The organism is Aestuariicoccus sp. MJ-SS9, assembly GCF_032586235.1.
GTDB lineage: Bacteria > Pseudomonadota > Alphaproteobacteria > Rhodobacterales > Rhodobacteraceae > Aestuariicoccus.
The window spans coordinates 62,082-77,539 of record NZ_JAWHTD010000007.1 but is presented as its reverse complement, the minus strand read 5'-3'; the positions used below and the strand labels follow the sequence as shown (position 1 = coordinate 77,539).

At 67.6% G+C, this 15,458-nt stretch carries 18 protein-coding genes and 1 pseudogene; all 19 read left to right on the top strand.

What is annotated here, in order from left to right:
• Positions 1-13: 13 nt before the first annotated feature.
• The 19 genes and pseudogenes from argE (at position 14) to RXV88_RS07280 (ending at position 15,446) form a co-directional block, all read left to right on the top strand.
• The gene (gene argE / locus RXV88_RS07370; protein WP_316291589.1) at positions 14-1,171 is read left to right on the top strand and encodes an acetylornithine deacetylase; all 1,158 of its coding nucleotides are present in this window, start codon (positions 14-16) and stop codon (positions 1,169-1,171) included.
• On the top strand, positions 1,168-2,511 hold the full coding sequence (locus tag RXV88_RS07365) for an FAD-binding oxidoreductase (RefSeq protein WP_316291587.1): 1,344 nt from the start codon (positions 1,168-1,170) through the stop codon (positions 2,509-2,511). The genes argE and RXV88_RS07365 overlap by 4 nt, the downstream gene beginning before the upstream one ends.
• A 60-nt stretch (positions 2,512-2,571) precedes the next feature.
• Entirely contained in the window at positions 2,572-3,735 is a 1,164-nt protein-coding gene (locus RXV88_RS07360) for a M20 aminoacylase family protein (RefSeq protein ID WP_316291586.1), read from the top strand.
• Between the two features lie 46 nt (positions 3,736-3,781).
• The gene (locus tag RXV88_RS07355; protein ID WP_316291584.1) at positions 3,782-4,579 is read left to right on the top strand and encodes a glycosyl transferase; all 798 of its coding nucleotides are present in this window, start codon (positions 3,782-3,784) and stop codon (positions 4,577-4,579) included.
• Between the two features lie 86 nt (positions 4,580-4,665).
• Positions 4,666-5,925 carry a beta-ketoacyl-ACP synthase II gene (gene fabF / locus RXV88_RS07350; protein ID WP_316291582.1) on the top strand — a complete coding sequence of 420 codons (1,260 nt, stop codon included), beginning with the start codon at positions 4,666-4,668 and terminating at the stop codon, positions 5,923-5,925.
• Positions 5,926-5,928: 3 nt separating this feature from the next.
• A complete protein-coding gene (mltG, locus tag RXV88_RS07345; RefSeq protein WP_316291580.1) occupies positions 5,929-7,089 on the top strand; it encodes an endolytic transglycosylase MltG in 1,161 nt (386 codons plus the stop codon).
• A gap of 274 nt (positions 7,090-7,363) precedes the next feature.
• Entirely contained in the window at positions 7,364-7,705 is a 342-nt protein-coding gene (locus RXV88_RS07340; protein ID WP_316291579.1) for a hypothetical protein, read from the top strand.
• Positions 7,641-8,984, top strand: coding sequence for a DNA-packaging protein (locus RXV88_RS07335; RefSeq protein WP_410468804.1), 1,344 nt, complete (start codon positions 7,641-7,643; stop codon positions 8,982-8,984). Before RXV88_RS07340 ends, RXV88_RS07335 begins: the two co-directional genes overlap by 65 nt.
• Before the next feature lie 177 nt (positions 8,985-9,161).
• Positions 9,162-10,358, top strand: coding sequence for a phage portal protein (locus RXV88_RS07330; protein ID WP_316291575.1), 1,197 nt, complete (start codon positions 9,162-9,164; stop codon positions 10,356-10,358).
• Complete coding sequence (locus RXV88_RS07325) at positions 10,351-10,578, top strand: hypothetical protein (RefSeq protein ID WP_316291574.1); 228 nt, start codon at positions 10,351-10,353, stop codon at positions 10,576-10,578. The genes RXV88_RS07330 and RXV88_RS07325 overlap by 8 nt, the downstream gene beginning before the upstream one ends.
• 78 nt (positions 10,579-10,656) lie before the next feature.
• Entirely contained in the window at positions 10,657-11,199 is a 543-nt protein-coding gene (locus RXV88_RS07320; RefSeq protein ID WP_316291573.1) for an HK97 family phage prohead protease, read from the top strand.
• Positions 11,200-11,229: 30 nt separating this feature from the next.
• Positions 11,230-12,414, top strand: a complete 1,185-nt coding sequence (locus RXV88_RS07315) for a phage major capsid protein (RefSeq protein ID WP_316291572.1) — start codon at positions 11,230-11,232, stop codon at positions 12,412-12,414.
• Positions 12,415-12,575: 161 nt separating this feature from the next.
• Positions 12,576-13,169 carry a head-tail connector protein gene (locus RXV88_RS07310; protein WP_316291571.1) on the top strand — a complete coding sequence of 198 codons (594 nt, stop codon included), beginning with the start codon at positions 12,576-12,578 and terminating at the stop codon, positions 13,167-13,169.
• Complete coding sequence (locus RXV88_RS07305) at positions 13,166-13,504, top strand: head-tail adaptor protein (protein WP_316291569.1); 339 nt, start codon at positions 13,166-13,168, stop codon at positions 13,502-13,504. The genes RXV88_RS07310 and RXV88_RS07305 overlap by 4 nt, the downstream gene beginning before the upstream one ends.
• Entirely contained in the window at positions 13,501-13,905 is a 405-nt protein-coding gene (locus RXV88_RS07300) for a DUF3168 domain-containing protein (RefSeq protein ID WP_316291567.1), read from the top strand. The genes RXV88_RS07305 and RXV88_RS07300 overlap by 4 nt, the downstream gene beginning before the upstream one ends.
• A 23-nt stretch (positions 13,906-13,928) precedes the next feature.
• Positions 13,929-14,351, top strand: coding sequence for a phage major tail protein, TP901-1 family (locus RXV88_RS07295; protein WP_316291565.1), 423 nt, complete (start codon positions 13,929-13,931; stop codon positions 14,349-14,351).
• Positions 14,351-14,569: pseudogene (locus tag RXV88_RS07290) on the top strand (gene transfer agent family protein); the annotation flags it as partial. The gene RXV88_RS07295 and the pseudogene RXV88_RS07290, both read left to right, overlap by 1 nt.
• A gap of 24 nt (positions 14,570-14,593) precedes the next feature.
• The gene (locus RXV88_RS07285; protein ID WP_316291563.1) at positions 14,594-14,782 is read left to right on the top strand and encodes a rcc01693 family protein; all 189 of its coding nucleotides are present in this window, start codon (positions 14,594-14,596) and stop codon (positions 14,780-14,782) included.
• A 4-nt stretch (positions 14,783-14,786) separates the two neighbouring features.
• A complete protein-coding gene (locus RXV88_RS07280) occupies positions 14,787-15,446 on the top strand; it encodes a phage tail tape measure protein (protein WP_316291561.1) in 660 nt (219 codons plus the stop codon).
• Positions 15,447-15,458 lie beyond the last annotated feature (12 nt).

Below are 15,458 nucleotides of genomic sequence, written 5' to 3'. Positions count from 1 at the left end.
ACAGGGGGCCGTGATGGCTGAAGTTTTGGCGCCGCGCGCGATTCTCGATGCGCTGGTCGGGTTTCCGACGGTGAGCCGCGACAGCAATCTGCCGCTTATCGACTGGGTCGAGGCGTATCTGACGGGGCACGGGATCGTCTGCCACCGGCATTACAACGAGGATCGGGAGAAGGCGGGGCTCTTTGCGCATGTCGGGCCGGAGGCGCCGGGGGGCGTGGTGCTGTCGGGGCATACGGATGTGGTGCCGGTCGACGGCCAACCCTGGGCCAGCGATCCCTTCACGGTGACCGAGCGCGACGGCAAGCTTTACGGGCGCGGCACCACGGATATGAAGGGCTTCGACGCGCTGGCGGTCTGGGCCATGGTCGAGGCGCAGCGGCGGGGCGTGACGCGGCCCTTGCAGATCGCGCTGAGCTATGACGAGGAAGTCGGCTGCACCGGCGCGCCGCCGCTGATCGAGGCGATGGCGCATCTGCCGCGCGCCACGGATGTGATCGTGGGCGAGCCGACGATGATGAAGGCGGTGACCGGGCACAAGGGCGGGGTGACCTACTGGGTGCATGTGCACGGCTTCGAGGTGCACAGCTCGATCCTGCACAAGGGCGTCAGCGCGATCATGTACGGGGCCAAGCTGATCGACTGGGCCAACCAGCTGAACGCGAAGCTGAGCGCAGAGACGCCGGGCGGGATGGCCGCCCTTTTCGATCCGCCGTACACCAATGCGCATGTGGGCCAGATCCACGGCGGTACGGCGCATAACATCGCAGCCAAGGATTGCGAGTTCGGCTTTGGCTTTCGCATCGTGCCGGGGGAGGCGCCGGACGACTGGCGGCGGCTTTTCCGCGACAAGGTGGCCGAGATCGAGGCCGAGATGCAGGCGGTGCGGCCCGAGGCCTGGATCGAGGTGAAGGAGACCTTTGCCCTGCCGCCCTTCGCGCCTAGCGAGAACAACGCGGCAGAGGCGCTGGTGCGTCAGATCACCGGCGACAATTCGGAGAATTTCGTCAGCTACGGCACCGAGGCGAGCCACTTCCAGGCGGCGGGCTGTATGGCGGTGGTCTGCGGGCCGGGCAATATCGCTGTGGCGCATCAGCCGGACGAATACATCACCGTGGCGCAGTTCGAAGCGGGGCAGAGGTTCATGGAAGATCTGCTGGCGCGGCTGGCATGACCTTTCCGTTCCGCGCCGAGGGGCCGGTGACCTATGCCGGGCCGTTGCCCGACGCGGCGGATCTGGTGGTGATCGGCGGCGGGGTGATCGGGGTGAGCACCGCGCTCTACGCGGCCCGTGCTGGGCTGCGGGTGGTGCTGGTGGAAAAAGGCCGCATCGCCGCCGAACAATCGAGCCGGAACTGGGGCTGGATCCGGGTTCAGGGGCGTGACCCCGCCGAGATCCCGATTGCGCTGGAGGCGCAGCGGCTGTGGCAGGAGCTCGACGCGGAATGCAAGGGCCGGATGGGGGTGGCGACCTTGGGCGTCAGCTATCTGGGCCGCAGCAAGCGCGATCTGGAGGGGTTCGAGGGCTGGCTGGCCTCGGCGGCGCCGTTCGGGCTGACCTCGCGGATGCTGAGCCGGGGCGAGACGCAAGAGCTGATGAACGGGGCGCACGCGCCCTGGGCCGGGGCGCTGCACACGCCGTCGGACATGAAGGCGGAGCCCTGGGTGGCGGTGCCGGAGCTGGCGCGGCTTGCGGTCGAGGCAGGCGCGCGGCTGATCGAGGATTGCGCGGTGCGGGCGCTGGATGTCGCGGCGGGGCAGGTCACGGGCGTGATCACCGAGGCCGGACGGATCACAGCGCCGCAGGTGGTGCTGGCGGGTGGGGCGTGGTCGGCGCTGCTGTTGGCGCGGCACGGGGTGCGGATGCCGCAGCTGTCGGTGCGCTCGACCGCCGTGGCGACGGGGCCGCTGCCGCAGGTCTTTGCGGGCGCGGCGGTGGACGACCGGCTGGCGGTGCGGCGGCGGGCGGACGGGGGCTATACGCTGGCGCCGGCGGCCTTCAGCGAGCTTTTCGTCGGGCCGGACGCGGTGCGGGCTTTGCCGAAATACCTGCCGCTGGCGCTGTCGGGAGAGTTCGACGTGCATCTGCATCCCGCCGCGCCGGCGGGGTTTCCCGACGCCTGGCGCACGCCGCGCCGGTGGGCGGCCGACGAGCAAAGCCCGTTCGAGCGGATGCGGGTGCTGAACCCGGCGCCCTCGGGCGCGAAAGTGTCGGAGATCGCGCGGCGTTTCCGGCAGTTGTGGCCCGATCTGGGGCAAGTGCCGGTCCAAAAGGCCTGGGGCGGGATGATCGACGTAATGCCGGATGTGGTGCCTGTGGTCGACCGGGTGGCGCAATTGCCGGGGCTGACGGTGGTCACGGGCATGTGCGGCCACGGCTTTGGCATCGGCCCGGCGTTTGGGCGGATCGCCGCCGACATGGCCGCCGGGCGCGACCCGGGCCACGATCTGACGCGGTTTCGGCTCTCGCGTTTCTCGGACGGGTCGAAACTGGTGACCGGACCCAATATATGACGGGTTGAACCCGCGCGGAGCCGGTGGCAGTTTCGCGCCGATCTTCAAGGAGAGACACCCATGCCGGTCAAGAACCGATTTGCCGAATTGCACGACGACATCACCGCCTGGCGGCGGGATTTGCACGAACACCCCGAGATCCTCTTCGAAACGCACCGCACCAGTGCGCTGGTGGCCGAAAAGCTGCGCGCCTTCGGCTGCGACGAGGTGGTCGAGGGCATCGGGCGCACCGGGGTCGTCGCCGTGATCAAGGGCAAGAGCGACGGGTCGGGCAAGGTGATCGGGCTGCGCGCCGATATGGACGCGCTGCCGATCCACGAACAGACCGGCGTGCCCTATGCCTCGAAGACCGCGGGCGCGATGCATGCCTGCGGCCATGACGGGCACACGGCGATGCTGCTGGGCGCGGCGCAATACCTGTCCGAGACGCGGAATTTCGACGGCACGGTCGTGGTGATCTTTCAGCCCGCCGAAGAGGGCGGCGGCGGCGGCCGCGAGATGTGCGAAGACGGAATGATGGAGCGTTGGGGCATCCAGGAGGTCTACGGCATGCATAACTGGCCGGGCCAGCCTCTGGGCAAGTTCGCGATCCGTCCCGGCGCGTTCTTTGCCGCCACGGATATTTTCGAGATCGAGGTCGAGGGCAAGGGCGGTCATGGTGCAAAGCCGCACGAGACTGTCGATCCGACCGTGATCGCGGCGCAGATCGTCACCGCGATGCAGACCATCGCCAGCCGCAACGCCGACCCGATCAGCCAGATCGTGGTGTCGGTGACAAGCTTCGAGACCTCGTCCAAGGCGTTCAACGTGATCCCGCAGAGGGTGCATCTGAAAGGCACCGTGCGCACGCTGTCGCCCGAGAACCGCGATCTGGCCGAGACGCGGATCAACGAGCTTTGCCAAGGCATTGCCGGTGCTTTCGGGGCGACCGCCAAGGTCGATTACACGCGCAACTACCCGGTGATGGTGAACCACGAGGAACAGACCGAATTCGCCGCCGAAGTGGCGCGCGCGGTGTCGGGGGATTGCGACGAGGCCCCTCTGGTGATGGGCGGCGAGGATTTCGCCTTTATGCTCGAGGAACGGCCCGGGGCCTATATCCTCGTGGGCAACGGCGACACTGCGGCGGTGCATCATCCGGAATACAATTTCAACGACGACGCCATCCCCGCCGGCTGCAGCTGGTGGGCCGAGATCGTCGAGCGCCGGATGCCCGCGGCTTGATCCGCGCGGGCGAAGAGGTGCTGCGCGGGTCCGCCAAGGGGCCCGCATGAGCGTCGTCAACGTCATCTGCATCAAGTGGGGCACGCTCTTCGGCCCGGAATATGTCAACCGGCTTTATTCCGGGGCGCGGCGCAACCTGTCGCGCCCGGTGCGGTTCTTTTGCATGACCGAGCATTCCGAGGGGCTGCACCCGGATATCGAGGTGCTGGACCTGCCGGTCGAACCATTTGCCGAGCCGATGGCGGCGGCGCTGGCGGTGGCCAACCGGCAGGGGGCGATGCGCAAGGTCAGCCTCTTTCGGCTCGGGCTGGTGCCTGATCTGGAGGGGCCGTTCCTGGGCTTCGATCTGGATGTGGTGATCACCGGCGATCTGGACCCGATTGTCGATCTGGCCCCCGGTACGGTGGCGATGCGGCACGATTGGGTGGAAAAACGCAAGGGCCGGCCCACCGGGCACGGGTCGGTCTTTCGCTTCGATCCGGCGCATCATGGGTTTCTCTACGAGGATCTGGCCGCCAACCCTTATGAAGAGGTCGAAAAGGCGCGCGGATCCGAGCAGCGCTACACCAGCCACAAGGCGATGGATCGCGGCGTTTTCACTTATATTCCAGAGGATTGGGTCGTTTCCTTCAAGTACGACTGCAACCCTTTCCCGATGAATTATCTGCGCCCGCCCGTGCTGCCCGGCGATGCGCGCGTCGTGTGTTTTCACGGGCGGCCCAAGATGCCCGAGGCGGTTTCGGGCTATTCCGGTTCGCTCATCCGGCGGTCGAAACCCTGCGGCTGGCTGCGGGATCACTGGATCGAGCGGGCGCGCGTCGATCTGGGCGAGAGCTGGGCATAAGGCGGCGCGGGCGCGCGCGGGTGCTCTTGCCCCCGGTGTCCCCCCCGCGCTAAGAGCGGAACGAAAGCAATCGAGGGAGCAGAGCCATGCGTCGCGTTGTTGTTACCGGTCTGGGACTAGTCACGCCTTTGGCGTCGGGGGTCGAGGAAACCTGGTCGCGTCTGCTGGACGGGCAGTCGGGCGCCGGCACGATCACCAAATTCGATGCCAGCCATCTGGCCACGACCTATGCCTGCGAGGTGCCGTATGGCGACGGCACCGACGGCACGTTCAATGCCGACGACTACATGGCGCCGAAAGAGCAGCGCAAGGTCGACGAGTTCATCCGCTTTGGCATCGCCGCCGCCGAGCAGGCGGTGACGGATGCGGGCTGGAAGCCTGAGGACCGCGAGAGCCTGGAACGCACCGGCGTCATGATCGGGTCGGGGATCGGCGGGCTGAACGCCATTGCCGAGACCGCCTATCTCTTGCGCGACAAGGGTCCGCGGCGGGTGTCGCCGTTCTTTATCCCCGGCGCGCTGATCAACCTGATCTCGGGTCAGGTCAGCATTCGCTATGGCTTCAAGGGGCCGAACCACGCGGTGGTGACGGCCTGTTCCACGGGCGCGCACGCCATCGGCGACGCGGCGCGTCTGATCATGTTCGATGACGCGGATGTGATGATCGCCGGCGGCGCCGAGGCGGCGATTTCCGAGATCGGCATCGCCGGGTTCAACGCCTGCAAGGCGCTCAGCACCAAGCGCGGCGACAATCCTCAGGCGGCCAGCCGCCCCTATGACGCCGACCGTGACGGCTTTGTCATGGGCGAGGGCGCGGGCATCGTCGTGCTGGAGGAATACGAGCACGCCAAGGCGCGCGGGGCCAAGATTTACGCAGAGGTCTGCGGCTATGGCCTGTCGGGCGACGCCTATCACATCACCGCGCCCAGCGAGGATGGCGAGGGCGGCGAACGGTCGATGCGCGCGGCGCTGAAGCGCGCGGGGATCGAGCCGAAGGATATCGACTATATCAACGCGCATGGCACCTCGACGATGGCCGACGTGATCGAACTGGCCGCGGTCGAGCGGATGATGGGCGACGCGGCGGACAAGGTCACCATGTCGTCGACCAAATCCGCGACCGGGCACCTTTTGGGGGCCGCCGGCGCGATCGAGGCGATCTTTTCGATCCTGGCGATCCGCGACCAGGTCGCGCCGCCGACGATCAATCTCGACAATCCCGCGATCGAGTCGACCGTGGATCTGGCGCCCAACGCCAAGCGCGAGCGCGAGATTCGCTATGCGCTGTCGAACTCGTTCGGGTTCGGCGGCACCAATGCGAGCGTTATTTTCGGGAAGGTGGGCTGACCCATGTGGCGCAACATCGCCTCTAACGCGATGACGTTTCTTGTCGTCGCGGCGTTCCTGTTCGGTGGCGTCCTGATCTGGGCGCAGAACGAATACATCGCCGAAGGACCGCTGGAGCAGGCGATCTGCCTGCAGGTGGAGCGCGGGTCGAACATGCGCCGCGTGTCCGAGGACCTGGCCGGGCAGGGCGCGATCACCAGCGGGATGCTGTTCCGGCTGGGGGCGGATTATTCCGAGCGTTCGGACGATCTGAAGGCCGGCAGCTATCTGGTGCCCGAGCGCGCGTCGATGTCGGACATCGTCGATGTGGTCACCGGCTCGGGGCTGAGCACCTGCGGCACCGAGGTGGTCTATCGCGTCGGAGTGACCCGGGCGACCGTGCAGGTCCGCGAGCTGGACCCTGTGACGGGCAGGTTCGAGGAGCGGGCCGAGTTCGACCCCGCCGAGGACGACGCGCCCGACGCCTATCTGGCGGTCAAGCAGCAGTCGGATACGCGCTATCGCGTTGCGCTGGCCGAGGGCGTGACCAGCTGGCATGTGGTGCAGGAACTGGGCCAGATCGACGTTCTGGAGGGCGAGGTCGCCGAGCTGCCCGCAGAAGGCTCGCTTGCGCCGGACAGCTATGAGATCCGCCCCGGCGACACGCGCGCCTCGGTGATCGAGCGGATGCAGCGGGCGCAGCAGGTGATCCTGGCGCGGGCCTGGCAGGAACGGCAGCCCGGACTGCCGCTGGCCAGCCCCGAAGAGGCGCTGATCCTGGCCTCGATCATCGAGAAGGAGACCGGCGGCCCGGAGGAACGCCCGCAGGTGGCCAGCGTATTCGTCAACCGGTTGGAGCGGGGGATGCGCCTGCAGACCGACCCGACCGTGATCTATGGCCTGACCAAGGGCGAGGGCGTGCTGGGACGCGGGCTGCGCCAGAGCGAGCTGCGCCGCGAGACGCCGTGGAACACCTATGTGATCGACGGGCTGCCGCCCACGCCCATCGCCAACCCGGGCCGCGCCAGCATCGAGGCGGCGCTGAACCCGGACGACACCGACTATGTGTTCTTCGTGGCCAAGACGCTTGACCCGCGCGACGGTCACAATTTCGCGGAAACGCTGGAAGAGCATAACCGCAACGTCGCCGCCTATCGGCAGCTCGAGGCCGAGCGCGACCAGTAGGCCGGGGTCGGATCACCTTGCCAAGGGGCGGATGCAGAGGCCTGCATCCGCGCTTTTTCGTTGTGCTGAGTGCTCTGGAGCGGCGCCGCGAAAAGCCGTGCCCGATTAATCCTTTGGAGACGCGACCGCGCGGTCCTGTAAGGGCCGGGTACAGGGTTGCGGCTAGTGTGCAGAGGCTGGCGGAAAGGCCCCCCCCCGCGACGCGCACGGACCCAACCGTGCCGGGCGGGCCGCAAGTGGACGGAGACCCACAGGCAAGAATGGTATCGAGCACATGATCCTTATTACTCCCGAGCAGGAGACGACCCGGCTGGACGCGGAACGAGATCGCATCTCCGCAATCCTCGTACAGCTGGGAAAGACGCTGGAAGACCTCAACACGCAGGTCGCAGCCGGGGAAGTTTCGGACAAAACGGAGGCCAACAGGGTGTTGGCCGACATCAGGTACTGGCTGAAAGCGGCCAGGGAAACGGAGGCTGAACTTGACCAGATCAGACGAAAGACCGCCGGCATCTGCGCGGCCTACGGGCTCGACCTTGAAGCGGCAGAGCTTGAAATCGGGTGCCGCATGGCTCGCCTGCGCACCTGCTGCCGTGAGGACGAGCTTTCTGGATGACCTGACGGAGGGGGAGCGCCTTGCGCTCCCCTATCTGTTCGTCTTCTGGGCGATGGAGCATCAGTTGCCGCCCGAGGGCGCCTGGCGCAGCTGGGTGATCCTGGGCGGGCGCGGCGCGGGCAAGACCCGCGCGGGCGCCGAATGGGTGCGCGCATGCGTCGAGGGCGCAAGACCCGCGCAGCCGGGCCGGTGCCGCCGCGTGGCGCTGGTGGGCGAAACGCTGGAACAGGTGCGCGAGGTGATGGTTTTTGGCGACAGCGGGCTCTTGGCCTGCTCGCCGCCCGACCGTCTGCCGGTCTGGTCCGAAACCCGGCGCGAGTTGGTCTGGCCCAACGGCGCTGTGGCCAAGGCCTATTCGGCGCATGATTACGAACGCCTGCGCGGCCCGCAGTTCGACGCAGCCTGGGCCGACGAGCTGGCCAAGTGGAAGAACGGGCAGGCGGCCTGGGACATGCTGCAATTCGCGCTGCGGCTGGGCGAACATCCGCAGGTCTGCGTGACCACGACGCCGCGCGACGTGCCGGTGCTCAAGGCGCTGCTGGAGATGGAGAGCACGGTCCGGACCCATGCGCCGACCCAGGCCAACCGCGCCAACCTGGCGCAGAGCTTTCTCGAAGAGATGGAGGCGCGTTATGCCGGATCGCGGCTGGGCCGGCAGGAGCTGGAGGGCGAGTTGCTGTCGGATATCGAGGGCGCCTTGTGGCGGCGCGACACGATCGAGGCGGCGCGGGTCGAAGCGCCGCCCGACTTTGACCGGATCGTGGTGGCCGTCGATCCCCCGGCGGGCAGCGGCCCGTCTTCGGACGCCTGCGGGATCGTTGTGGCCGGGGCGGTGACCAAGGGCCCGCCGCAGGCCTGGCGGGCGGTGGTGCTGGAGGATGCCAGCGTGCGGGGGTTCGGCCCCAGCGGCTGGGCCGCGCGCGCCATCGACGCCGCAAGGCGCTGGCAGGCCGACCGGCTGGTGGCCGAGGTCAACCAGGGCGGCGACATGGTCGAGCTGACCATCCGCAGCCTCGATCCGCTGATCCCCATCACCAAGGTGCACGCCACCCGTGGCAAGAGCGCCCGCGCCGAACCGGTGGCCGCGCTTTACGAGCAGGGGCGCGTCGGGCATCTGGCGGGGCTTACCGCGCTGGAGGACGAGATGTGCCTGATGACCCAGACCGGTTTCGCCGGTCAGGGCAGCCCCGACCGCGTCGACGCGCTGGTCTGGGCGCTGACAGCTCTGATCGTGAAACCGGGTCTGAAATACCAGCGCCCGCAGGTGCGTACGCTCTAGTTAAAGCTTGTTAACCAGTAAATCCTAGATTGGTTTTCGAAGGCCGGGACAGACCCCGGCAGGGCGGATCGGCCGCCGGTTTCATCAGAAAGAGTGTTTGCGATCCTCCGGGGCCTGTCGGCCCCGGGCCAGGTTTGGTGCGGTCGCGGGCTTTGGGGAAAGACAGGAGAAGCGCGCATGGTGTTCGACTTTCTGCGGCGGGGCGAGGCGGCGAAGACGCCGGTGACCGAGGCCAAGGCCTCGGCTGCGGGGCCGGTGGTGGCCTATCACAGTGCGGGCCGCGTGGCCTGGAGCCCGCGGGACACCGCGTCGCTGACCAAGCAGGGCTTTGCCGGCAACCCGGTGGGGTTCCGCCCGGTCAAGCTGATCGCCGAGGCGGCGGCGGCGCTGCCGCTGGTGCTGCAGACCACCGAACAGAGGTTCGACGCGCATCCGCTGCTGACGCTGCTGCGCCAGCCCAACCCGGCGCAGGGCCGGGCGGAGTTGTTCGAGGCGCTTTACGGGCAGCTTTTGCTTTCGGGCGACGGCTATGTCGAGGCGGTGGGCGGCGACGCCGGCCTGCCGCTGGAGTTGCATGTGCTGCGCTCGGACCGGATGCGGCTGATCCCGGGGACCGATGGCTGGCCGGTTGCCTATGAATACGCGGTGGGCGCGCGCAAGCACCGTTTCGACGTGCGCGGGCCGTTGCCGCCGATCTGCCACGTGAAGAACTTTCACCCGCAGGACGACCATTACGGCCTGTCGCCCATGCAGGCCGCGGCGCAGGCGGTGGACGTGCACAATTCGGCCTCGCGTTGGTCCAAGGGGCTCTTGGACAATGCCGCGCGGCCCTCTGGCGCGATCGTCTATCAGGGCGCGGATGGCCACAGCACCATGACCGGTGAGCAATACGACCGCGTCGTTGCCGAAATGGAGGCGCACCACCAGGGCGCGCGCAACGCCGGGCGGCCGATGCTGCTGGAGGGAGGGCTGGATTGGAAACCGATGGGCTTTTCGCCCTCGGACATGGAGTTTCAGAAGACCAAGGAGGCTGCGGCGCGCGAAATCGCAGTGGCCTTCGGGGTGCCGCCGATGCTGCTGGGCATCCCCGGAGAGGCGACATTCGCCAATTACCAGGAGGCGCATCGGGCGTTCTATCGCCTGACCGTGCTGCCGCTGGTGAGCCGCGTGGCGGCGTCGCTGGGCGCCTGGCTGGCGCGGTTCGGCGGCGAGGCTCTGGAACTGAAGCCCGATCTGGACCAGGTGCCCGCGCTCTCGGCCGAGCGGGATGCGCAATGGGCGCGGGTGGCGCGCGCCGAGTTCCTGTCCGAGGCCGAAAAGCGCAGCCTGCTGGGCCTGCCCGCACGGATGGCCGAGGAGGAGGCCGGTGGGTGATCCGCAGTCGAAATACGAGGCCTTCGCCTGTGCGCCGGGGCTGAAGCTGGATGCGCACGAGCGGCTGAGCGCGCTGCAGTTCGACGCCCTGGCCAATCGGCTGGACCGGCTGGAGATGATGCTGGAGCGGCAGGAGAGGCGGCTGTGGGTGGCGGTCTACGGGGTGGTTGCGGTGGTTCTGGCGCAGGCGTTCCAGAGCATCGCGCAGGCGGTGCCGTGAGGCTGGTCATTGTCTACCGCACGACGAGGATTTGCGCGCAATGCGCCCGGGGCAAACCCAAGAAAGGGAAGTGAAAGCATGGATTTGGAGCACAAGTTCTGCCGGTTCGACGCCGAGGTGACGGTGGTCGAAGGCACGAAGATCGAAGGCTATGCCAGCCTTTTCGGGGCCTGCGATCACGGCAATGACGTGGTCAGCCCGGGCGCTTACGGCGCATCGCTGAAGCGGTTGGGCGCCGAGCGCCGGGCGGTCAAGATGCTGTGGCAGCATGATCCGGCCCAGCCCATCGGGATCTGGGACGAGGTGCGCGAGGATGCGCGCGGGCTTTACGTCAAGGGCCGGCTGCTGGACAGCGTCGAGAAGGGCCGCGAGACCGCGGTGCTGATCGCGGCGGGGGCGATTGACGGGTTGTCGATCGGCTATCGCACGGTGAAGGCGCAAAAGAACGACAAGGGCCAGCGGCTCTTGACCGAACTGGAGCTTTGGGAGGTGTCGCTGGTGACCTTCCCCATGCTTCCCAGTGCGCGGGTGGCGGCCAAGGGAGAGCATCCCGACGACGCCGCTTTGCGTGAATTGGCGGGCGTTCTGGAGAACGCGCGCCGGAATCTGGCGGGCGGCTGACGCGCCGCCATTAACGATGGGACAATTGGGATGAGCAAGACCGAGACCAAGTCTCGGACCGGGGAAGATGTGTCTCCGGTCACCCGGGTCAGCACCGCGATGGCGGGATTGATCGGGGATTTCAGGGCCCTCCAGGCCGACCTTCAAGCAAAGCTTCAAACACAGGAAGAGCGACTGACCATGCTGGATCGAAAAGCTGCATTTGCGCCCGCGCGCCCCGCGCTGGCAACCACGGCCGAGGCCGAGGCCCCCCACCAGAAGGCGTTCGACGCCTATCTGCGCACCGGCGACGACGACGGGCTGCGCGGGCTCGAGCTGGAGGGCAAGGCGCTGAACACGGCGGTGAACGGCGACGGCGGCTATCTGGTCGATCCGGTGACAGCCGAGACGATCAGTTCGACGCTGGCCTCGACCGCGTCGATCCGCGCCATCGCCAATGTGGTCAATGTCGAGGCGACCTCGTTCGACGTGCTGATCGACCGCAACGACGCCGGCGCAGGCTGGGCCAACGAGACCGCGGCCAGCGCCGAGACCGGCACGCCGACGATCGAGCGCATTTCGATCCCGCTTTTTGAGCTGAACGCGATGCCCAAGGCCTCGCAGCGGCTGCTGGACGACAGCGCTTTCGACGTCGAGACCTGGCTGGCGGGCCGCATCTCGGACAAGTTCGCCCGCGCCGAGGCCGCGGCCTTTGTCAGCGGCGACGGCGTCGACAAGCCGCGCGGGTTCCTTGATCACGCGGCGGTCGACAACGACGTCTGGACCTGGGGCAACCTCGGCTATGTGCCGTCGGGCGTGGATGGCGACATCGGCGACGGAGACGCGCTGATCGATCTGGCTTACGCGCTGGGGGCGCAGTACCGCAGCAACGCGCAATTCGTGATGAATTCGAAGACTGCGGGCGCGCTGCGCAAGCTCAAGGACGCCGACGGCCGCCACCTGTGGACCGATGGCTTCGCGGCGGCCGAACCCGCGCGGCTGATGGGCTATCCGGTGCTGATCGCCGAGGACATGCCGGACATCGCCTCGGGGTCGGATTCGATCGCCTTCGGCGATTTCGGGGCGGGCTACACCGTCGCCGAACGCCCCGACCTGCGCGTGCTGCGCGACCCGTTCAGCGCCAAGCCGCATGTTCTGTTCTACGCGACCAAGCGTGTGGGCGGCGACGTGAGCGACTTTGCGGCGATCAAGCTGCTGCGTTTCGCCATCGCGTGATGCGCTGAGAGACATGGGGGTGGGCGCGAGCCTGCCTTCATGGGGCGCGCATCGGGAGTTCGCGTTGTCCAGCTGCTCCCCTCCGTCCGAGCAACGTGAGCGGTGCGCGCCCGTCTTCGGCCCGACGTGTCGGGATCGACAGGGACTTTCGGAGAAGAAACATGATGTTAGTCGAAGAAACCCAGGTGCCCGAAGCGGCGCTTCCGGTGGCGGAGCTGAAGCGGCATCTGCGGCTTGGCACCGGGTTCGCCGAGGACGACGTGCAGGACGCGGTCCTGGGGTCGTTCCTGCGCGCCGCGATGGCGGCGATCGAGGCGCGGACCTCGAAGATCCTGTTGCAGCGCGGCTTTGTGCTGACGCTGAACGGATGGCGCGACCCGTCCGCCGTAAGTCTGCCGGTGGCCCCGGTGGTGTCGGTCACGCAGCTGGCGCTGGTCGACCGCTGGGGCGTCGCGACGGTGGTTGCGCCCGAGCTTTACCGGCTGGAGCAGGACGCCGACCGGCCCCGGCTTGCGGCGCAGGGCACGGCCTTGCCCACGGTGGTGACGGGCGGCGCGGCGGAAGTTCGCTTTGCCGCCGGAATGGCGAGCGCCTTTGCGGAACTGCCGGCCGATCTGGCGCAGGCGGTGCTGCTGCTGGCGGCGCATTATTACGAATACCGCGACGACACCTCGCTGGGGCAGGGCTGCATGCCGTTCGGCGTGACCTCGTTGCTGGCGCGTTATCGCCCGGTGCGTCTGGGGATGCCGCAATGAGCGCGCCGCAGCTGAATCACCGGCTGGTGCTGGAAACGCGCGTGCTGGCGCCGGACGGTGCGGGCGGCTTTTCAGAAAGCTGGCAGGCGCTTGGCACGCTTTGGGCGCAGATCCGGCCGCGCGCCGGGCGCGACGCGAACGGGACGGCGGGGGTGTTGTCGGTCGCCGGGTTCAAGATCGTGGTGCGGGGCGCGCCGCAGGGGCATTCGGGCCGGCCGGTGGCAGGCCAGAGGTTTCGGCACGGCGCGCGGTTCTTCCGCATCCTGGCGGTGACCGAGAGGGAGCCCGACGGCACATATCTGATCTGCACGGCGGAAGAGGAGATCGCGGCATGACCTATGCTTTTTCCGCGCCATTGCAGGAGGCGGTCTATCAGGCGCTGGCCGGGGATGCCGCGCTGGTAGCGATTGTCGGGGCCAACGTGTTCGACGCGATGCCCGGAGGCCCGCTGCCGCCGCTTTACGCGATGCTGGGCCCCGAGCGGGTCAAGGATGCGTCCGACCTGACCGGGACTGCGGCCTGGCATGACTTTGCGGTGTCCGTGGTGACGGACGGCGCGGGCTTTCACACTGCCAAGCAGGCGGCGGCCATAAGCGACGCCTTGCACGACGCCGATCTGGCGCTGAGCCGGGGGCGGCTGGTGGGGCTGCGGTTCGTCAGCGCGCAGGCCAAACGTGAAAGCGGCGGGCTGCGTCGGATCGACCTGACCTTCCGCGCTCGCGTGGAAGACAACTGAATTTAATCAACGGAGTGACGGATATGGGTGCCCAGAACGGCAAGGATCTCTTGATCAAGGTGGACCTGACCGGCGACGGCCAGTTCGAAACGATGGCGGGCCTGCGCGCGACGCGGATCAGCTTTAACGCCGAAAGCGTCGATGTGACGACGCTGGAAAGCCAGGGCGGCTGGCGCGAGTTGCTGGCGGGCGCGGGTGTCAAATCGGCCAGTATTTCGGGATCGGGCGTCTTCAAGGACGCCGATACCGACGAACGCGCGCGGCAGATCTTTTTCGACGGTGAGACGCCCGAGTTTCAGGTGATTATCCCGGATTTCGGCACCGTCGAGGGGGCGTTCCAGCTGACCAGCATCGAATATGCCGGCAGCCATAACGGCGAGGCCACCTTCGAGATTGCGCTGTCGTCGGCGGGACATCTGGCCTTCACGCCGGTGCCGGTGGTCTGATGACCAATCCGTGGAGGGGAGAGGTCGGCCTGGTGATCGACGGCACGCGCCACGAGATGCGCCTGACGCTGGGCGCGCTGGCCGAGCTGGAGGCGGCGCTGGAGAGCGGGTCGCTCGTCGATCTGGTGCAGCGGTTCGAGACCGGAGGCTTCGGCACGCGCGACGTGCTGGCGCTGATCGTCGCTGGGTTGCGCGGCGGCGGCTGGCAGGGCCGCGCCTTCATGCTGCCTGAGAGCGGGTAAATGGCGTTCGACTGGCCGGTTCTGATGCGGGCGGGGCTGCGGGACCTGGGGCTTAGGCCCGAGGAGTTCTGGGCGCTGACGCCCGCAGAATTCCAGCTGATGCTGGGAGACGCGACCGGCGCACAGCCGATGGCGCGCGTGCGGCTCGACGAGCTGATCGCGGCGTTTCCGGACAAACCGAAGGAATGAAAGAATGACGGATCAAGACATCCTGGACCAGCTGCGGGACAAGTTCGAAGCGGTGGAAGGCACGCTTGACAGCGCGGCCGACATGGCGGCCGTTTGCGACGCGGAAATCAAGCGCATCCACAAGACAACTTTGGCCACGGGCAAGAAAATGTCCAAGCTGGACAATACCTTGTCGAGCGGCGTGTCCAAGGCGATCGACGGCGTTGTGCTGGACGGCATGAAACTGTCGGACGCGCTGCGGGTCGTGGCCAACTCGATGATCAACGCGACCTACAAGGCGGCGGTCAAACCGATGTCCGATCACTTTGGATCGTTGCTGGCGACGGGGCTTGGCGCGTTCTTCGGCGAATTCACGCCTTTCGCCAAGGGCGGGAGCTTTGTCCAGGGGCGGGTGATGCCCTTTGCCAACGGTGGAATCGTCAGCGGCCCGACCACTTTTCCGATGCGCGGCGGCACCGGGCTGATGGGCGAGGCGGGGCCGGAGGCGATCATGCCGCTCAGCCGTGGGGCGGACGGCAAGCTGGGGGTGCGCGCCGCGGGCGGGCGGAACGTGACGGTGGTGATGAATATCACCACGCCGGACGTGCGGGGCTTCCAACGTTCTCAAAGCCAGATCGCCGCGCAGATGGGCCGTGCGCTGAGCCGCGGCCAGCGCAACCGTTAAAGGAGAGATGCG

Coding starts and splice junctions, on each gene's coding strand:
- argE (WP_316291589.1), top strand. CDS start 14: ATGGCTGAAGTTTTGGCGCCGCGCGCGATTCTCGATGCGCTGGTCGGG.
- RXV88_RS07360 (WP_316291586.1), top strand. CDS start 2,572: ATGCCGGTCAAGAACCGATTTGCCGAATTGCACGACGACATCACCGCC.
- RXV88_RS07315 (WP_316291572.1), top strand. CDS start 11,230: ATGAGCAAGACCGAGACCAAGTCTCGGACCGGGGAAGATGTGTCTCCG.
- RXV88_RS07305 (WP_316291569.1), top strand. CDS start 13,166: ATGAGCGCGCCGCAGCTGAATCACCGGCTGGTGCTGGAAACGCGCGTG.
- RXV88_RS07300 (WP_316291567.1), top strand. CDS start 13,501: ATGACCTATGCTTTTTCCGCGCCATTGCAGGAGGCGGTCTATCAGGCG.
- RXV88_RS07280 (WP_316291561.1), top strand. CDS start 14,787: ATGACGGATCAAGACATCCTGGACCAGCTGCGGGACAAGTTCGAAGCG.
- mltG (WP_316291580.1), top strand. CDS start 5,929: ATGTGGCGCAACATCGCCTCTAACGCGATGACGTTTCTTGTCGTCGCG.
- RXV88_RS07320 (WP_316291573.1), top strand. CDS start 10,657: ATGGATTTGGAGCACAAGTTCTGCCGGTTCGACGCCGAGGTGACGGTG.
- RXV88_RS07330 (WP_316291575.1), top strand. CDS start 9,162: ATGGTGTTCGACTTTCTGCGGCGGGGCGAGGCGGCGAAGACGCCGGTG.
- RXV88_RS07295 (WP_316291565.1), top strand. CDS start 13,929: ATGGGTGCCCAGAACGGCAAGGATCTCTTGATCAAGGTGGACCTGACC.
- RXV88_RS07285 (WP_316291563.1), top strand. CDS start 14,594: ATGGCGTTCGACTGGCCGGTTCTGATGCGGGCGGGGCTGCGGGACCTG.
- fabF (WP_316291582.1), top strand. CDS start 4,666: ATGCGTCGCGTTGTTGTTACCGGTCTGGGACTAGTCACGCCTTTGGCG.
- RXV88_RS07355 (WP_316291584.1), top strand. CDS start 3,782: ATGAGCGTCGTCAACGTCATCTGCATCAAGTGGGGCACGCTCTTCGGC.
- RXV88_RS07340 (WP_316291579.1), top strand. CDS start 7,364: ATGATCCTTATTACTCCCGAGCAGGAGACGACCCGGCTGGACGCGGAA.
- RXV88_RS07310 (WP_316291571.1), top strand. CDS start 12,576: ATGATGTTAGTCGAAGAAACCCAGGTGCCCGAAGCGGCGCTTCCGGTG.
- RXV88_RS07365 (WP_316291587.1), top strand. CDS start 1,168: ATGACCTTTCCGTTCCGCGCCGAGGGGCCGGTGACCTATGCCGGGCCG.